Origin of the sequence: Virgibacillus sp. LDC1, assembly GCF_025792345.1 — a bacterium.
GTDB lineage: Bacteria > Bacillota > Bacilli > Paenibacillales > Paenibacillaceae > Paenibacillus_AQ > Paenibacillus_AQ lautus.
This window is the reverse complement of record NZ_JAOXLZ010000005.1, coordinates 345,881-363,804: the sequence shown is the minus strand read 5'-3', so window position 1 is coordinate 363,804 and position 17,924 is coordinate 345,881. Positions and strand designations below refer to the sequence as shown.

13 protein-coding genes are annotated in these 17,924 nt (G+C 52.4%); 2 read left to right on the top strand and 11 right to left on the bottom strand.

Features of this window, described 5'->3' with window-relative positions; translation table 11 throughout:
• Nucleotides 1-14: 14 nt before the first annotated feature.
• The 4 genes from OHJ21_RS26255 to OHJ21_RS26240 all read right to left on the bottom strand — a co-directional run bounded on the left by OHJ21_RS26255 (nucleotide 15) and on the right by OHJ21_RS26240 (nucleotide 3,829).
• On the bottom strand, nucleotides 15-1,223 hold the full coding sequence (locus OHJ21_RS26255) for a hypothetical protein (RefSeq protein WP_326117271.1): 1,209 nt from the start codon (nucleotides 1,221-1,223) through the stop codon (nucleotides 15-17).
• Nucleotides 1,220-1,687 carry an RNA polymerase sigma factor gene (locus OHJ21_RS26250; RefSeq protein ID WP_486021579.1) on the bottom strand — a complete coding sequence of 156 codons (468 nt, stop codon included), beginning with the start codon at nucleotides 1,685-1,687 and terminating at the stop codon, nucleotides 1,220-1,222. Before OHJ21_RS26250 ends, OHJ21_RS26255 begins: the two co-directional genes overlap by 4 nt.
• Nucleotides 1,688-2,176: 489 nt before the next feature.
• Nucleotides 2,177-3,172 carry an NAD-dependent epimerase/dehydratase family protein gene (locus OHJ21_RS26245; RefSeq protein WP_486021578.1) on the bottom strand — a complete coding sequence of 332 codons (996 nt, stop codon included), beginning with the start codon at nucleotides 3,170-3,172 and terminating at the stop codon, nucleotides 2,177-2,179.
• Between the two features lie 138 nt (nucleotides 3,173-3,310).
• Nucleotides 3,311-3,829: a TetR/AcrR family transcriptional regulator gene (locus OHJ21_RS26240; RefSeq protein ID WP_100540542.1), complete on the bottom strand. Its 519-nt coding sequence runs from the start codon at nucleotides 3,827-3,829 to the stop codon at nucleotides 3,311-3,313.
• A 246-nt stretch (nucleotides 3,830-4,075) separates the two neighbouring features.
• Here OHJ21_RS26240 and OHJ21_RS26235 point away from each other — a divergent pair, with 246 nt between their 5' ends.
• On the top strand, nucleotides 4,076-4,546 hold the full coding sequence (locus OHJ21_RS26235; protein WP_100540541.1) for a DinB family protein: 471 nt from the start codon (nucleotides 4,076-4,078) through the stop codon (nucleotides 4,544-4,546).
• Between the two features lie 122 nt (nucleotides 4,547-4,668).
• Here OHJ21_RS26235 and OHJ21_RS26230 read toward each other — a convergent pair whose 3' ends face one another.
• The 7 genes from OHJ21_RS26230 to OHJ21_RS26200 all read right to left on the bottom strand — a co-directional run bounded on the left by OHJ21_RS26230 (nucleotide 4,669) and on the right by OHJ21_RS26200 (nucleotide 15,014).
• On the bottom strand, nucleotides 4,669-5,400 hold the full coding sequence (locus tag OHJ21_RS26230) for a nucleoside phosphorylase (protein WP_394058702.1): 732 nt from the start codon (nucleotides 5,398-5,400) through the stop codon (nucleotides 4,669-4,671).
• Nucleotide 5,401: 1 nt separating this feature from the next.
• The gene (locus OHJ21_RS26225) at nucleotides 5,402-6,076 is read right to left on the bottom strand and encodes a sulfite oxidase-like oxidoreductase (RefSeq protein WP_486021577.1); all 675 of its coding nucleotides are present in this window, start codon (nucleotides 6,074-6,076) and stop codon (nucleotides 5,402-5,404) included.
• Nucleotides 6,077-6,173: 97 nt separating this feature from the next.
• Nucleotides 6,174-7,097, bottom strand: coding sequence for an ABC transporter permease (locus OHJ21_RS26220; RefSeq protein WP_100540538.1), 924 nt, complete (start codon nucleotides 7,095-7,097; stop codon nucleotides 6,174-6,176).
• The gene (locus OHJ21_RS26215; protein ID WP_486021576.1) at nucleotides 7,081-8,148 is read right to left on the bottom strand and encodes an ABC transporter permease; all 1,068 of its coding nucleotides are present in this window, start codon (nucleotides 8,146-8,148) and stop codon (nucleotides 7,081-7,083) included. Before OHJ21_RS26215 ends, OHJ21_RS26220 begins: the two co-directional genes overlap by 17 nt.
• Entirely contained in the window at nucleotides 8,148-9,641 is a 1,494-nt protein-coding gene (locus OHJ21_RS26210) for an ABC transporter ATP-binding protein (RefSeq protein WP_486021694.1), read from the bottom strand. The genes OHJ21_RS26215 and OHJ21_RS26210 overlap by 1 nt, the downstream gene beginning before the upstream one ends.
• Before the next feature lie 70 nt (nucleotides 9,642-9,711).
• Complete coding sequence (locus OHJ21_RS26205) at nucleotides 9,712-10,755, bottom strand: BMP family lipoprotein (protein ID WP_100540535.1); 1,044 nt, start codon at nucleotides 10,753-10,755, stop codon at nucleotides 9,712-9,714.
• A 395-nt stretch (nucleotides 10,756-11,150) separates the two neighbouring features.
• Nucleotides 11,151-15,014, bottom strand: a complete 3,864-nt coding sequence (locus OHJ21_RS26200) for an RCC1 domain-containing protein (protein ID WP_486021575.1) — start codon at nucleotides 15,012-15,014, stop codon at nucleotides 11,151-11,153.
• Between the two features lie 189 nt (nucleotides 15,015-15,203).
• On the opposite strand from OHJ21_RS26200, the gene OHJ21_RS26195 reads away from it, so the two are divergent.
• Nucleotides 15,204-17,825, top strand: coding sequence for a winged helix-turn-helix domain-containing protein (locus OHJ21_RS26195; protein ID WP_100540533.1), 2,622 nt, complete (start codon nucleotides 15,204-15,206; stop codon nucleotides 17,823-17,825).
• The last annotated feature ends 99 nt before the right edge of the window (nucleotides 17,826-17,924 follow it).

The following is a 17,924-nucleotide window of genomic DNA, read 5'->3' as shown; positions in this document are numbered from 1 at the left end:
ATTCCTCATTTCTTTTATAGCGACAACATTCCGACATTACCAATACCTGCAAGCTCTTCTTCCGTCCCCTTCACTATAATACTTCCATTGTTTGCCCGAAGGTAAGGGTATAAAATGCCTTTAATTCTTTTTTCCCCTACAACAACTTCGCCGAAAAGATCCAGGGAGGACACGGAAGCCTTAATATCTTCCTCAGTCACGTCATCGTCCAAGGTCAGCGTCCCGTCAACAATGAAGCTTGCCGGCTGTTCCAAAGCCAGCAGCTGATCCCTCGACCAGGTCTCCTCGCCGTTGATGAACACAAACAGCCGCTCATAACTTACGATCTCCGTATTTAGGTTGGGGCAGCGCTCCCAGACCAGATCCTCGATCTCCTCGCTGCAAATGATAAAGGAAGTCGACTGTATCTCCGACACGGCCTGGCTGAAGGCGTCTCGGGTCACGTCCGCCTCGATAATGAGCGGCTTATTTGTGTAGAGCTTATGTCCTTTAAATCGCCGAACGGTTCTTCCGTTTAACCTTAACGGTTTGGTTACATATTCGAATCCTGCCGGGATCACCTCGACCAGGCCATTTATCGTTTTCAGTTTATCGTAGAAATAAGGAGATTGATGTTCATGGATAATCACCTTGCCGTTAACTTGGAGGCTGTCAATCCGTGCCGTGAACTGCTCCATATCCAGCTCCTTATCCAGATGAACCATGCCGTTCAAGACCAGGTTCATGGGCTCGTTGCTGGAGGCCAGGTACGCGTTGTTCAACTGTACCTTCCCGGACTCGAACCTGGGTTCGTATTCGTAAGCGTGAATCTCCGCGCTGGCTCCTCCCACTTTGAGGAGTGCTGAGGTAACGGCAGCGGCCAGATGCCGGGGAGCATAGACCTCGCCGTTGACCACCAGATGCAGTGCGCTGTTTTGGAAGGCTTCAAGGGATACTTCTTTATCGATAATGACCGTGCCGTTAACGAATACGCGGTCCGGCTGCTCCAAGAGCTGAAAATATTCCTCGCCCAGCCGCAGCGTGCCGCTGTAATAGCGGTGTCCCTCGGGGATTTCAAGCGTCTTGCCGATATTGCCTGCGTTTTTCAACAGCGTGAGGAGGTGTGCCGTCTCTGCCCGGTATATCACAAGGCCCACGTTTCCGATCCGCTCGATGCTTGTTACGGTTTCCTCCGTGGCCTGCGTAAGATCCAACATCCCTACATTCTCAATGATTCTGCTCATTTCATATCTTCCTCCCATAGTTTTCTCAACTTTTTAATGGCGGTTTGCAATTTGTAACGAACCGTGGCTGCCGGCATGCCCAGCTGTTCACCGATTTCCTGGCTGGACATCCCGAGCCAAAAGCGCTTAAACACGATATCGCTCTGCGATTGCGGCAAACGGGCGAGCCATTCTGTCATTTCAATATTGCGGCTTGAAACGGGGAGCTCGGCGACATCCAGATCATCCTCCCACGATACGAGCCGCTTCTCCCGGCGGCTAATATCGATCATGCGATTTTTGACGACTCTGAAGAACCAAGCCTTTTGCTTGTGAAGGGGCAGAACTGCCAGGTTCGGCTCATTGATGGCCTTCATAAAGGCATCCTGGACCAGATCATCCGCTTCATAAGCATGCTTGGCAATGGATCTGGCATAACGCTGGACATCGTCCTTCAGATTTTCATAGAGATCACATACTTGCATTAGCCAACCTCTCACTTTTCGTTTTGTCTTTTCTGTTAATATAACGTTTGGGCAAATGAAACTGATGGATATTCTCGAAATTTTTTTCGAGCCCATAAAAAAAACACGCCAACCGTCTACGCAGTCAGCGTGTTTACCTATAATTAATCCCACATGGAGAACAGTACCAGCAGAGTGGCTGTGATGCCGAGCAAGATCGAGTGCCTGGAAAACCAAACCGAACGTATCTCTTCCTTCATACTTACATCCTCCTTATTGTTTTTATTTAACCTGATGATTCATCTTCCCTGATCTTTCAATCCCACCAGCTAAGCACACATATCAGCATAACCGCTACCAAGAAACCGTCCATAAATTTAAGCTGAAGTTTAGCCATTGGATTCACCTCCTTTAAAGAGTCAATCACTCGACGAGTAAGATATTATTCGTTTATTTACTGATTGATTGATCAATTACTAATTCTCGTAAAAAAACTTCTGCATCGCATCGTTATATCGTGGCTGCACCACGCTCTGCGTCTTCTGCTTCCCGAGCACGTTTGCCCATTAAACTCCTCATCGTTGCCGTAATCGCCTGCTCATGCGGCGTCCATTGAATCGGGCCGATCAAGCGTTCATATTTTTCACCGCTCAGCACCAGCGGCTCCTCGGTCAAATACAGCATCTCAACCACTTCTTTCATCACCGGATTGAATAACCCGATCACGGAGAGCCCGATTCGTCCCAGCGGCATCACGGCCTTGCGTTTTCCGGCAGCCTGCTGCGCAATCCGCACCAGCTCATGGCCTGAAATCACGCCCGGTCCGGGGATATGCCAGTTCTGCCCATAGGACTCCTCTCTTGTTGCAATCTCCACAATCATCCGGGCGGCGTCCGGCAAATAGACGTACTCGCGGGGAACGCTCATATTGCCGATGAAAGCAGTTGGCTTGCCTGCCGCAATGGCTTCCATCGTGACGGATAGATAAGATGCCTGCGCGGAAGGACCGTAATAGTCAGGAAGCCGTACGATAAGAGGCTTCGCCTTATGCCAGCGCGACGAGAATATCAGTTGCTCGTAGGCCAATCTTACTTTGCCCTTACGGGTATGCGGTTTTTTGGGATGATCCTCCGTTGCCTTTTCCATTACGCGTCTGCCATAAGGATAGATTCCATCGACAACGACAACCTTTGCACCCAGCCTCTCTGCTGCTGTCATGACCGATTCCCCCAGCGGCAGCAGCCTGGACTCCATCTCATGATAAGGAATGTTTGCACTGTGAAATATAACGTCAGCTCCTGCCCCGGCTCTTCGGATATCCTCCGGTTTAAAAGCATCGCCTATTTCTAGCGTAAGCAGAGGGGAATGGCCCAGCTGCTCAGCCAGCTCGTTGAGCTTCTGCTTAGAGCGGCCGAAGGCCACTGTTTGGACCCCACGCTTTACCAGCTCCACGGTCAATGGGGCTCCTACGCCACCTGTTGCACCCAACACAATCGCTTTTTTCATCATCAATCTCTCCTTAATTTTATGTTATTTGTTATTATTGATTGATCAATTACAATTACTTTTAAAAAATGCCCTTCTTCCACCGCGCACTACCTTGGCGGTACGCGGTGTGGCACTTCAAAGCGCGCTGGGCATTCTCTATCTGATGGGCATCATATTCGGCATATCCATCGCCATGGCTACATTGCACAGCATGCCCCGGGCCAGAAAATCGGAGGTTTTCTTATCGGCATCCTCAAACCCCGCTCGCACAAAGGCATTCTCCACAAGATTCTTTACCTCATTCATTCCCTGCTGCATCGCTTCGCGAATGGGCGCTTCCTGAATCGTCTGAGCCTGCATCTGGAGCAGGATCTCGCTGCGATGCGATTGCACGATTCCTTCGTATGCCTGAATCAAACCCAGCTCCAGATTCTCTGGAGAAGCGGATTCAATCACCGTTTGAAATGCCTTCACGATGCGCTCCCAGGAAACTGCCAGCGACTCCACGAGCAGCGACTCCTTGGTAAAGAACCGATAAACGTAAGGCTGGGATATCGCTGCCCGTTCGGCTACCTGAGCCGTGGTCGCGCGATAATATCCGATCTCTGCAAACACTTCGATTGCTGCCGCCACGATATCATTCCGCCGATTCGCAGAGGTCGACGCTCTAGCCATTCTACCACCCTCCCTTCACTCATTTCATTTATTTATTGATTGACCAATTACTAATTAAACTCAGTATATACGCTCCGCTTTCTTTTTGCAACTACTTTTTTTCCAAATTTATCGAATTCAACATCTGGCTATAAGCTTGCGCATAGGGAAGGAATTCACTAATTCCTATCGAACTGTTTTATGAACCGCGAATAAGGCGGTTGCATGTTAAAGACTTATTCTGCAATCGATCAAGGAGGATGAATCATGAGTCATGAAGGTCAACAGCAATTCGAACGATGGCATAGACACCGTACGGTCTTGCTTCAACTGCTGCAGGACGTACAGAACGAGCATCTGAATTATAAACCGTGGGATAACGCCTATACCTTAGGCGTATTAGCTGTTCATATTGCGGCGTCCTCGGATATGTTCCTGCGCTCCATTGCAAAAGGCTCATTCTCTCCGCCTTCGATTTCCACCCAGTTCGAAACCATCGATGACATTAGAAATATCGTGCAAGCTTCAACCGAATCGTCTACGGCGGTTTTTGCTGAATTGTCCGACAGCCAGCTCGAGCAGCCGCTGGAATTTAACGGGTTCGTTGTCCCGGGAAAAGTGTGGCTGGGCAACATGGTCGATCACGAAATCCACCATAAAGGGCAATTATTCACTTACGTGCGGGCTGTCGGAATCGAAAAGGTTCCCTTCTTCACGGTCCAGCCGCCAAAGCAATAACGATAGGCACTGCTGGAGTTGCTGCTGCAAGTCTCTAGTACTTCCCCAGATTCATCATACTAAAACAAAAAAGCCGGATTTCCTGCAGCTTGCTCTCAGGAAATCCGGCTTTCTTGCCCTTACTAACCCTGCTTCGCCAGTTTCACCACAGCCTGTAGGGCCGTGTTAATCTCGCGTTCCACCGCGTCGGCGACCACATTCGTGTTCGGGTCGTACTCGGCCGCGAGATCGGCGTCGGCAAAGCCGTCCATCGCCACAATCGCGCCGGCGCGAACGCCGCGGATCGCCGCAACGACGTACAGCGCCGCAATTTCCATCTCGACGCCGAGCGCGCCCGCTGCTTTATATTTCTGGTGCGGCACTTCCTCAACACCGTTAAAGAACACGTCCAGGGTTACGGTAATCCCCTTGCGCACCACGCCATCACCGCTCGCGAGGGCGGATTCGTACAGCGCCTCCGCCACCTGGCTGTCCGCAACCGCAGGAAAGCCGTCCGGCACCAGCTGCTTCGTCAGGCCGTCCGTACGGATCGCCGCGGTGCTGACGACAAGGCTCCCCGCAGGGGTGTCCGCACGATAAGACCCGGCCGTCCCGACGCGAATCAATGTCTTAGCGCCCGCGCGGATCAGCTCCTCGAAGCAAACCGCAGCTCCCGGGCATCCAACGCCGTGGCTGGTTACCGCCAGCTCAACGCCTTCATACGTCCCCACGAAGGTGCGGTACTCGCGGCTGAATGCGAGTTCGCGTGCATCTGCGAGCTTACGGGAAATCGTCTCCGCGCGTTTCGGATCGCCGCAGACGATCACAAATTCAGGTATATCCTCTGAGTTCACTTGCAAAATAGGCATCAACATATTAGTCAAACTCCTTACGTGTCCATTCGTCTTCGGGTATATCTAAGGCTTCGCCGCTAAACCGCTCTTCCTTGAACGGGTCCGCTTCATTGTGGAAGCCGTTGCGTTCCCAGAAGCCCGGGCGGTCTTCCTTCATAAACTCGATGCCGCGCAGCCACTTGGCGCTCTTCCAGAAATAGCGGTGCGGCACAACCGTGCGCAGCGGCCAGCCATGCTTGTCCGTCAGCGGCTCGCCGTTGAAACGATAGGCCAGCAGCACGTTATCCTGGAGCAAATCCTCGATCGGTACATTCGTGTCATAATCGGGATCGGCATGAAACATGACATACTTGGCATCCGGCTTGATCCCCAGCTCCGCTATGAAATCCCGGAACAGGATTCCCTCCCATACCGTATCGAACTTGGACCAGCGGGTGACGCAGTGAATGTCAGTGTTCACGGTTACCGTTGGCATCGCCATAAGATCTTCATAGGTAAACGTCCGTTCTTCTTCGACTTCGCCGAATACCTTGAGGGTCCATTCCGACATGTCGTAATGAGGAACCTCCCCTTCGTGCAAAATCGGGAATTTCTCGGTCAGCGTCTGCCCCGGCGGCAGCTTGGCACGCTGCTCCTCGGTCAGGTTGCCCACCGCCACCGGCTTCATTTTTTTCAATCGTTCTGCTTTTTTGTGCACCAAGTTCATCTCCTTTACGCTTTGTCGGCTTTCGCATCCGCTTATCGTCTGGATGACTTCAATCACATCACAGGTTGTCGCGGCGCGGCATACGCGCCTATCTGGAGCTTGTGCCCTGCTTCAGCGCGTCCTGCTGGAAGCTTTTATCCTTAAAGAAGAACATCGCCAGAATCGTGACGACATAAGGCAGCATCTGCGTGAAATGCGTAGGCAGCGCCAGCCCCTGGAACCGGATGCTGAGCGCATCCATAAAGCCGAACAACAGGCTTGCCGCCGTTACCCCAAGCGGACCCGATTGACCCAGCATCGTCGCTACGAGCGCGATAAAGCCGCGTCCGGCCGTCATGCCTTCCGTAAACATCGTCACCTGTCCAAGCGACAGCTGCGCGCCAGCAAGCGCACATAACACGCCGCTCGCCAGCACGGCTCCATACTGGTACCGTCTCACACGGATGCCCACGCTTTTGGCAGCGAGAGGATTCTCGCCGGCAGCCAGGAACCGGAAGCCATTCTTCGTGCGATAGAAATAATACCACATGAGGCCCGCAATCAAAAACGACAGATAGACAAGCGGCGTCAGGCCGGCCAGTATCGGACCGATCACCGGAATATCCTCGATAATCGGAATGTTCCATTTTGGCAGCCCGACCATCGTATTGTCATAAAATGCACCTTTTACATCAAAAATAGCCCGTAAGCTAAACGTGGTCAATCCGGCCGCCAACGCATTCATCGCGATACCGACCACAATGACGTTCGCCTGCAGATTAATGCTGAGATACGCAAAGATAAAAGAGAAAATCGAAACAATCGCAATCGCGAACAAAATCGCATAAAAGACGTTGCCGAAAAAGTGGTTCCCCACCACGGCAGAGAAAGCCCCGAGCAACATAAAGCCTTCCAAACCGACGTTGAACAATCCGACGCGCGAACACAGGGCACCGCCGAGGGCCGCAAGCAAGATCGGAGTGAGCACGCGGAGGGCCGAGTTGATTAGAGCAAGATCAAACAGCTGTTCCATCGGATTTGTTCCCCTTTCTGCGCTTCAGGAAGCTGTATGTGAATCGGGCGGAGATAAAGAGAATCAGCACGGATTGGATGATCGCTCCTACCTCAAGCGGCACTTCCGTATTCCGTTCCACGCCCATACCGCCTGTCTGCAGCGCGGCCAAAAAGATCGATGCAATCAGCGTGCCGATCGGATGCGATCCTGCCAACAATGCAGCCATAATGCCCGTCCAGGCATAGTCGGCCGTAGATAATGCACCATCGATATAACGATACTGGGAGCCCAGAATTTCAACGGCCCCGCCAAGTCCGGCCAAGCCCCCGCTGAAGAACATCGCGCCAAGCATCATCGGACCGCGCTTAACGCCGCCAAACAGGGCAAACAGCGGATTGCCGCCAAGCATCCGTACTTCGTAACCGATCACGGAGCGCTTCAACAGCACGAATATAATCAACGCGGCCAACACCGCGAGCACAAAGCCTACATGCAGCGGCATGCCGGAGATCAGCTTCGGCAGCCACACGCTGTTATCCAGCATTTCGGATTGAGCCATCGCAGCCGAGCCCGAACGGTCTTTCAGCGGATAGGCAACCAGATAGCCCGCAAACAATACCGCCACATAGTTCAGCAGCAGCGTGGAGATCAGCAGGTTCACCCGGAACCGGGCATCAAAATAACCGGCCATCACCGACCATAATCCACCTGCGATAACACCGGCGAGAATCGCAACGATGCACACCAGCCAGCCGGGACCCGGCATGTACAATCCGACCAATGCGGCAGCGAGTGCGCCAAACACCATCTGACCTTCCGCGCCAAGGTTAAAGAAACCTGCACGGAAGGCAAACGCCGCGCCCAGACCGATCAGAATGATCGGGGTCGCCCGGGACAGCGTATTCGTGAAGAAATACATGCCGCCGAAGGCACCCTTCCACATCTCCGCGTAAGTCTGCAGGATATCGCCGCCGGCAATCATGATGGCAATGGCACCGGCGAGCAGCCCCACAATGATGGCGGCGATCGGCTGGAGCAGCGGAAGCGTAAATTTTGTCCATTTATTCATTACAAGGTTCCTCCCGCCATCAGCAGTCCCAATTTCTCCTCTGTCGCTTCCTTCGCCGACAGCTCGCCCGCGATCCGGCCTTCAAACATAACCAGGATACGGTCGGACAGCTTCAAGATTTCCGTTAATTCCGACGATACGAGCAAAATTCCCGTGCCCTCTTCGCGCCGCTTGAGCAGCTCGCCATGAATCGTCTCCATGGCCCCGATGTCGACGCCGCGCGTCGGTTCGGCTGCGATCAGGAACGGGGTTCCCTGCTCCAGTTCCCGTGCGACGATCAGCTTCTGCAGATTGCCGCCGGATAAATACTGCGTGCTGGTCTCCAGGGAGCCCGTCTTGATCGAGAACTTCTGAATCCATCCGGAAACCAGCTTACGAATGTCCTTCAGATTGAGGAAGCCGCCCTTCTGCAAGCGGCGATGGTGACCCATAAGCCCGGTATCCATAACGGTTGCAATGCGATTCGCCCCCCATACATAGCGATCCTCCGGAATATGGGCTAATCCGTGCTCCCGTATTTCCCTTGTCGACATGCCGGTTACGTCCTTGCCCGAAACGGCAATCCGGCCGCTGTCCGGCTGAGCCAGACCGGAGATCACCTGCAGCAGTTCGGATTGCCCGTTGCCTGAAATACCGGCAATCCCGACAACCTCGCCTGCCCGCACTTCCAGGTTTACGCCGTCCAGAACCGGCTTTCCTTTCGTTCCGCGGATCGAAACGTCCGATACTTCCAGCACCTTCTCACCCGGCGTGATCGGCTTGCGATTCAGCTCCATGAGCTCACGGCCGACCATGAGACGGGAAAGCTCATGGGCATCGGTGTTTCCCTTCTCGACTACGCCTGTGACGGCGCCGTCACGGAGCACCGTGATGCGATCGGCCACATCAAGGACCTCGTTCAGCTTATGACTGATCAGAATAAAGCTCTTTCCCTGTTTGGAGAGCTGTTTAATGGCATCCAGAAGCTCCTGAACCTCAAGCGGCGTCAGCACGCCTGTTGGCTCATCCAATATAATGATCTCGGCGCCCTGATACAGCACCTTCAGTATTTCAACCCGCTGCTGCACGCCGGGGGCGCTGCTGCTAACGGTGGCGCGCGGGTCCACTTTCATGCCGTATTTTTCGCAGAGTCCTTCCACGATCTTCACGGCTTGCTTGCGGTCAAACCCGGCACCTGATCCCGGCTCATTGCCGATTACGATATTCTCAGCGATCGTAAACGTAGGAAACAGCATGAAGTGCTGGTGCACCATGCCGATGCCGCCTTGAATCGCGTCAAGCGGGCTTGCAAACGAAACTTCCTTGCCATTCAGCCGAATCGTACCCGAGGTTGGCTGCTCCATCCCGTACAATATCCGCATCAGCGTTGTTTTGCCTGCACCATTCTCCCCGACAATCGCATGAACCTCACCCGCGCGCAGCGAAAAATCAATGCCGCGGTTTGCGCTAAACTCGCCATACTTTTTCGTAATATTGTCCATCTGGAGTAGCATCGAGTCATTGCCTTCCTTTCGCTTCTGAATGAAAGACCGACTGCTCATGTGCAGCCGGTCCAGGTGAGAACTAATTTTGTTCCAATGCGTTCGTTACTTTAATCTTTCCGGCGATAATATCGTCGGAAATCACCTTAAGCTGATCTACGATGTCTTGTCCAATAAATGGGTTAAGCGGTGTTTTGCTCTCATGGGTTACGTAGGTAAGACCCACGCCGCCTTCTTTCAGACCGTAATCACGAATATCGAATGAGTATTTGTCTTCTGCAAAGTCTTTAACCGTTTCGTAGACAACAGCGTCTGTCCCTTTCAATTGTGCAAGCACAACGTGCTCGGGATCCGTGCCCGTGTTATCCGTATCTTGTCCTGAAGCATAGAAGCCTTTCTCTTTCGCGGCTTCGAATACGCCCAAATCACCAACAGCGGAAAGGCCTGCAACGAAATCGGCACCTTTGGAGTTCTGCAGGAGTGCGAGTTCCTTCGCTTTAGCCGGATCTGTGAAACCGCCGACGTAGTTAACGAAAATTTCAACGTTAGGGTTTACCGATTTTGCACCTTCTGCAAAGCCGGTCATATATTTATGCATAATCGGAATGTCGTCTGCAACCACGTTGCCAACCTTGTTGGTCTTCGTAGCCAATCCAGCTGCTGCACCAAGCAGGTAAGCTGCTTCATGTTCACGGAATACGACGCTGCGGACATTCGGCAAATCCACGACCGTATCGATAATGGCAAAAGGCACGTCCGGATTCTCCGGTGCAACCTTCTTCAATGCATCTTCCATCTGGAAGGTGGATGTGATGATCAAATCATATTTTTCGGCAACCGCCGTACGCAGGTTTTGCTCAATCGAAGCCGGGTCTGTCGATTCAATTGTTTTTACTTCAACATTGAAATCAGCAGCAGCCTTCTGCAATCCTTCGTCCATCAATGCAAAGAAAGGATTCACGCCGATCTTCTCAGGGAGAACAAGTGCAATGCGTTTCTTATCTTGAGATCCATTCGAACCGCCATTAGCTGCACCACTGTCAGTAGACTTATCATCATTGCCGCAACCTGCAAGCAATCCAACGGATAATACGAGTGTTAATAGAATTGACCATGTCTTTTTCATTTCCTGACCTTATCCTCCTAGATGAGCACTTTTTTATACTATTATCCTATGGTATAGACAAGCAGATGTCAAAACAAAAATTTTAGCGTTTTATGTAGTTTAATGTGTTTTTTAGCAAAAATTTGGTGGAAAACTGCAGATATCACAGAACATTACCCTATCCGAATGTCGATAATGTTCGGAATTTGCCAACATTTGAGCAAACGCTTTCGACATGAATCCGAATGAAAACGCATTATTTCAATTTTTTGGAATTCTCCAAACCTATATCCTTTCACTCCTACAAAAAAGGATGCCTAATGGCATCCTTCATGTATCATCTCTATTTAGATGAAGCAACATATGGAAAGGTTCCTCGACCTGCCTCCATCAACCCAGCCAATCTGTGTTTAGTATCAATCGATCAGCTCTGCGGCCTTCAATAACCGCTGCAGCATGACGGCGGCCTCGCCTCGGGACAGCTTTTGCAGCGGCTTAAGCCCCGCGTCGGTTCCTTGGGCAATTCCTTGTTTCACAAGGACTGCCGCAGCCGGTTTGGCCCAATCGGACAAGTCCTCACGGTCTCGGAAAGAGGAAAGGACGGTTGCTGCTTCCATCTCATTCACGGCACTCGTTATTCCTGCCAGCTTCATCATTCTCGCCATGACCGTCATGGCCTCTTGACGCGTAATGCCTTGATCTGGACGGAAACAGCCGTCCTCATATCCCTGAAGAAGCTCATACTGCACGGCTTGTGCAATGACGCCGCTATACCAGTCGCCTGCGCTGACATCCTGAAAAGCAGGGATTTCGCCCTTCGCCTCAGGCAAACCGAGTGCCCTCACGATCATGGCAGCAAACTCCGCACGGTTCACTTGAGCATTCGGCGCGAAATGAAGCGCCGCAGACTGATTCGTACTTGTGCCTGCCGCAGCGTCGACAAGTCCGTTTCCGTTAAGGATCATTCGCGAAGCAAGATCGTTCACGGCATCCTTGGACCAATGAAACGAAACATCGGCAGCGCTCGCTTGATGAGATATGAAAGCAACGGTTCCAGCAGCTAGACGGTGCAGAACGGCCTCGCTGCTTCCATCCTTCTTCATCTCTATTCGCGTCGGTATATGATAGAAAACTCCGTTCTTATCCAACCCAACAGCTGTATTCATTGGGGCAGACAGTCCCTGTGGCCAAGAAATTCGGTGCTCCACATATTGTGGAAACGGATTTAATTGCAGGGATATGTCATGAACCTTAGCTGTAATCTCAAAATCGACTGGCAAACCGACAAGGGTTATGCCCGATTGCAGCGCGGCCTGCTGAGCGGCCCTTACCTTAACTGCATCGCTGGCAGCCATCGTCAGTATCACCGACATTTGATCCGCCGCTATCGGCTGATCCAGACTTCCCGACTTCTGCCAGCGCGATGACGCCATCACGGCAGCAGGAACATGGTAGGTACCGAGAACGGATCGGATTTCAATGGTGCCCTGCTTAGCGTCAAGAAGGTCAATTGCAGCACCGTTTATTTCCAGGGAGACATGATCTGCAGGCTGTGCAAGCGCAATAACGATGACCGGATTGTAGTCCACGGTCTTTAAACGGGCTTCCAGTTTTGCCGTATCCAGCTTCATCGAAACGACGGTATGTCCATCGGTCTCATGGAACAAGCCTGTAACCATCCCTTCCTGAGATTCATCGTTTAGCGTAACTCTGACATTCACCCTATTCTCTGATGGCGTCGCACTGCCTGATGAACCTGAATTAGCGTATCCCGAGCCGGATCCAGTACCTCCAGGAGACGAACCTCCCCCTGGTTCTTCAGGCGTTCCACCTCCGGTTGATGACGCTCTTGTCACCATCAATCTGTATTTCAGGTGCTGGCCATCCGGGGCTGTCACAACGATCTCGATGACATGGTTGCCGACGGAAACCGGCAATTCCGGGCTCTCCTGGCCGGAGAGGATATCGATCGGCCCCACTTCCAAATCCCCGGCTTCCCCGTACACGCTGACCGTTACCTGCACACGGGCGTCATACACCTGGGCAGTCACCGTGAGGCGATCATTTTCGTTGGCTACCTGTGCCTTGTAATCGTAGTGATATCTATTGAATTCAGGGCTCAGACCGACTTCCCCTCCAGGTGAATTCAGCCCCAATGCTTGCAAGGTGGCGTCATACGCCGGGGCAGCAGGTTCCCTGACCGTAAAGCTCCAGGTATCAGCTCCTTGAATTCCGGTGAAATAGGTGCCCGAATGGTTACCGGTAAAAGCCCCGGACTCGATCTCGACATAATAGGTCGTTCCATAGTCGAAGGCAGTCGACGGGTCTAGGGTCACCGTATTCCCGAGTACCGCTACTTTACCTGCATCGGCTGCATCGATGCTCTCCACAACGCGCTGATCCGAAGCTTGCCTAATCGTAATCGATTTACCGGACACAACCGTCACGTCTTCATTAAAGACAACCTGCAAGGTCGCATCTCTTTCCACGCCGACAGATTGATGAGCCGGCATATACGATACCGCCGTAAGTTCGATCGGAGCCGGGTTCTTGTTCCATTTGGCATACAGCGTGACATCCTGCGTACCGAAGGTAAGCTTGCCGCCGGCCGGATAATCGATCCCGCTTCCGTCGGCCTCCGTATTCCAGCCGACGAAGGTAGATCCATCCTTGCCCAGTTGGCCTGTATTGCCCGCCACAACCGTTTCGTCGCCTCTGGCAAACAAACCGCTGCTTACCGGAACATTCCCTGCGGTATGTCCATTGCCGTCATAGGTTAACGAGTAGATTTGCGGCCATTTGGTTGTCACCTTCAGCATGCGGTATGCGCTTTTCCTGCCCACGACATCTTTGGCAATGACGTTAAAATAATAATCCGTGCCTTCCGTAAGTCCGTTGACCACAAGTCCGGTTTGATCCGCCGCGTAGCTTCCGACCGGCATTCCGTTCCTCTCCATTTGACTGACATCCCCGACGTTCGGGCTGCCGGATAGATATAACAGATATTGCAACTCGTGCTGCTCCGTCATATTGTCCGAGGCTCTGGGCCATTCCAATCCAACCGAGTCGGCCGTGATGCTGTACGGATTCAGCATCCCGCTGCCGATATCCGGCGCCGTGGTATCCAGCACGGCCTTCGTCAGGGTAGGAATATCCCTGGTATTGTTGTATGTGCCGTCTCCGATCTGGCCTCCGGAATTCAAGCCCCATCCCCAGACGGTTCCATCCTTCTTCATGGCCACACTATGAAAGCCGCCGGCGGAAATCTCGCGTACATGCTCGATCCCTGGTATAGGGACCGGAATGAGGCTGGAGACATTCGAACTCAGGCCAAGCTGCTTTCGACTGTTATCCCCCCAGCTCCATACATTTCCTGCCCGGTCCACTGCAAGGCTGTGATAACCTCCTCCCGCAACGGCTACGATATGCTGCAGGTTTCGAACCTGCACCGGTCTCGTCCGGTGCGTTCTCGTACCGTCCCCAAGCGTGCCGTACGTGTTGCTTCCCCAGGCCCATACGGTACCGTCTTGTTTAACGGCCAAACTGTGGGAACCCCCGGCAGCGATCGCAATGACGTCCGTCAGCCCGTCAACCTGCACCGGAACGTATCGGTCCGTCGTCGTCCCGTCGCCAAGCTCCCCGCTTCCGTTCACGCCCCAGGCCCATACGGTACCGTCCGATTTCAGCGCAAGACTGTAGTATCCCCCAGCCGCAATCGCCTTCACATCGCTTAGACCGGTCACCGTAACCGGAGCGTTTTGTTGTGTCGTCGTTCCATTGCCCAGCTCGCCGTTGTCATTTTTCCCCCAAGTCCATACGGTGCCGTTCTCGGAAAGCGCCATGCCGTGATAGCCCAGTCCGCCCGAGATGGCCTTGATCCCGCTTAAACCCGAAACTTGCACGGGAGCGTTCACATTCGTTATCGTTCCAATTCCTAACTGTCCGTTCTCGTTTGCCCCCCAAGTCCATACCGTTCCGTCCTGCCTTAGCGCCATGGAGCTGCGGACGCCGGAGTGAATGTCAATGACATGGTTCAAATTCTTCGCCATGACCGGAGTCGTCCGGGTATTCCAGGTGCCATCACCCAGCTGCCCCCTGTCCCCGTACCCCCATGAGTAAACTTCACCGCTGCTTACGAGCGAAACGGTGTGATAGTAACCGGCAACAAGCTTCGGCGCAACCGCGTTGGCCGCGAAGGCTTGCCGGTATCCGAATACCCCATCCATCTGCATCAACAGCAAAGCTATACATAGCAGGATTTTCCCTGAACGCTTGATCATAATCTCCTCCCTATTCTTCAGCGCCTGATCAACCACATTCCCGGTCGGGACCGCGGTACCAAAGATGCTATCAAATTAATAGAAGGGAAACGATTGACAAACGTTAACTTTTCATCATTTTTTTCATATAATCTAGTTATCTTGACTCAAATTTCGTAAAAATAACGTTCGTATATTGCGAGGGTACCTATGAAATTACTGACCAATTCACCTATTCTGAAAATGAAAATAAGCCTTCCCGGGTTAAAAAAGCATCTCATTCACCGGGATCGACTTATTCAAGCGATGACAGCAGGCCACAATGGACAATTGACTGCCATTATTGCCCCTGCCGGATACGGCAAATCGACGCTGCTCGCCCAATGGGCTCATGAAAGCAACGAACGATGCGCTTGGGTGTCACTGGATGAACGGGATAACGATCCCGTCCGCTTTTGGCGATACGTTGCGGCCTCACTGGCCTCGGTTCTTCCCAGGCAGCAAGGAGAGCGGCTTATGAACCATATGCATCTGCTGCCAAGCGCCTCGATTGAAACCTTTTTGGACACGCTGATCAGTGAATTATACGAGGAGCGAGAAGCCCTCAATCTCATTCTCGAGGACCTGCACAGCATTCACTATAAGGCAATCCATGAGGGAATATCCTACTTGATTGATTACCTCCCTGAGCATATTCATCTATTCATCTCATCCCGAACCGAGCTTCCATTCCCCACGATGAAAGGGATGGTTAACCATGAGGTCAACCATATCGGCATGAAGCAGCTGGAATTCACCTCCGATGAAACCGAGCGCTTTTTCCGGCATGAATCAGACAGCAGCCAGCCCCGTCTATCTCCGATGCAACTGGATACATTGCTTAATCAAACGGAAGGCTGGATAACCGGGCTCCAGCTTGCCTCGCTTTCCCTTCGAGCCGGCAACGATCTGGAGCCATTCGTCGAAGATATGAAGGGAAATCAACTTTTGATCTCAAAATATCTGTTTCAGGAGGTGATCGGCAGGTTACCTTCCGAGGTGCTCACTTTTCTCCTGCAGACCGCAGTCCTATCCGAGCTTCATCCTCAGGTGTGCGATGCTGTAACCGATCTCAGCGAGAGCCGCCCGATGCTGGAGGAGCTGCTGAAGCTGAATCTGTTTCTGGTTCCACTGGATGATCATCACACCTGCTTTCGCTATCATCATCTGTTCTCGCAGTTTCTGCTGGACCTCCTGCTGCGTGAATATAACGGGGAATATATAAAGCGTCATCGGCTTGCCGGGCAATATTACATTTCCATCGGTTCAATGGATGAGGCCATTAACCATATGTTTGCAGCACAGGATATGGAGAGTGCCGTGAACTTGCTGGAGCAGCATATGCAAACCGTGCTGGAACGGGGGGAAATGGCTACCTTGCTTGAATGGTTTGACCGCATTCCATCCCCATTTTCGATTACACTTGAAATGTCATTAGCACATGCCTTTATTGTGGTTCTGGCAGGGGATCTGGAGCGGTCTGAGGTCATGCTGTCCCGGATTGAAGAAACGTGCGCCGCACTCGCGGCATCGGATCGACGGGAGCAGCTCCGAAGCAGCATCCTGTTCGTGCGTTCCAATCTTGTTTTTCTAAACGGGGACTTCGGTAAATGGTTCGCTTTCAGCGAAGGCATCCTCGACAACCTGTTGCCCGACAATCCGATATACTACCAGTTTGATTACAACCGACGGGAGCCTTACGTAAGACGTACACCGCTTGGCATGAAAGGAGCTCTTTCCGCCGATACGGAGAGGATCGCACATCTGTTTACCGGTGTGCTGGAATCCCATGGATGGGAGCATTCGCTCATGAATTTATATGTCAAGCAGTCCTTGTGCGAGGGGTATTATGAATGGAACCGGCTTACCGAATGCCGTCAGCTGCTGGCGCAGATTCGAAACGCGCCCCCCGCCAAAGAAACGATGGGTTTGTTCGTGCCGCTTCATATAACCGATGCCAAGCTGTACGCTGCGGAGGGCAAGTTTCATCTGGCCCATTATGCTCTGGATGAAGCGTGGACCGCTGTCCTTGCCAGGAAAGCAATCTCATGGCTTGCTCCATTAAAGGCTATACGGTGCATGCTCTATATCCGGGAAGGGCGTATATCCGAAGCCCGGAAGGAAGCTGCAGGCCTCCCCATTTCCGTCAAGGACAGACCAACCTATAGCCGGGAAACCGAATATTTGGTTCTCGTTCGCCTATTAGGCAAACAGCGCAGAGAAGCCGAGGCGCTTCACCTCCTGGAGCTGTTAAAACCCCAGGCTGAGCGCGAACAGCAGCGATCCAGCATCATAGAGATCACAGGCCTGCAAGCGCTGATGGAATATCAGCGTGGTCAGCGAAAGCAGTCCCTTCATCTCCTTGGCGACGCATTGCGTATAGGAGCACAGAACGGTTATGTCCGTTCCTTCCTCGACGAAGGAGAGGATATGTACCAACTGCTGAGGCTGTACGCAAACCACCAAGGACAAGCAATCGACTTAAAGCCGGAGCAGCATCAGCTGCTTGAATATGTACGCATACTGTTGGAGTATTTCCCTGATTATTCTCAAGCGGATCCTTCATCCGATAAGGTATCCACGCCTGTTCTCCCGGAACAACTGAATCGGAACGAAATGAATCTTCTGCGTCTGATCCGGCAAGGTGCCGCCAATAAACAGATGGCCGCTGCACTTGGCCTGTCCGAAGGAACGATCCGGGTATATTTATCCAGACTGTATGGCAAGCTCGGCGTGACTACCCGCACGCAGGCTCTGGTTAAAGCCCAGTCATTAAACCTGCTGGAGGATTGATGCGGGGGCCCCAATACCATACCCCAATACAAGAATTGCTTACGCGTCGCTGAAAACTTATACATTCTGTAATATCTAAAAAAGGAACTCCGGTCGGTC

Excerpts from the sequence above, each read along its gene's own strand:
- OHJ21_RS26220 (WP_100540538.1), bottom strand. The coding sequence starts at position 7,097 with ATGGAACAGCTGTTTGATCTTGCTCTAATCAACTCGGCCCTCCGCGTG.
- OHJ21_RS26230 (WP_394058702.1), bottom strand. The coding sequence starts at position 5,400 with ATGTTGATGCCTATTTTGCAAGTGAACTCAGAGGATATACCTGAATTT.
- OHJ21_RS26215 (WP_486021576.1), bottom strand. The coding sequence starts at position 8,148 with ATGAATAAATGGACAAAATTTACGCTTCCGCTGCTCCAGCCGATCGCC.
- OHJ21_RS26245 (WP_486021578.1), bottom strand. The coding sequence starts at position 3,172 with ATGAAAAAAGCGATTGTGTTGGGTGCAACAGGTGGCGTAGGAGCCCCA.
- OHJ21_RS26240 (WP_100540542.1), bottom strand. The coding sequence starts at position 3,829 with ATGGCTAGAGCGTCGACCTCTGCGAATCGGCGGAATGATATCGTGGCG.
- OHJ21_RS26250 (WP_486021579.1), bottom strand. The coding sequence starts at position 1,687 with ATGCAAGTATGTGATCTCTATGAAAATCTGAAGGACGATGTCCAGCGT.
- OHJ21_RS26205 (WP_100540535.1), bottom strand. The coding sequence starts at position 10,755 with ATGAAAAAGACATGGTCAATTCTATTAACACTCGTATTATCCGTTGGA.
- OHJ21_RS26200 (WP_486021575.1), bottom strand. The coding sequence starts at position 15,014 with ATGATCAAGCGTTCAGGGAAAATCCTGCTATGTATAGCTTTGCTGTTG.
- OHJ21_RS26235 (WP_100540541.1), top strand. The coding sequence starts at position 4,076 with ATGAGTCATGAAGGTCAACAGCAATTCGAACGATGGCATAGACACCGT.
- OHJ21_RS26255 (WP_326117271.1), bottom strand. The coding sequence starts at position 1,223 with ATGAGCAGAATCATTGAGAATGTAGGGATGTTGGATCTTACGCAGGCC.
- OHJ21_RS26195 (WP_100540533.1), top strand. The coding sequence starts at position 15,204 with ATGAAATTACTGACCAATTCACCTATTCTGAAAATGAAAATAAGCCTT.
- OHJ21_RS26210 (WP_486021694.1), bottom strand. The coding sequence starts at position 9,641 with ATGCTACTCCAGATGGACAATATTACGAAAAAGTATGGCGAGTTTAGC.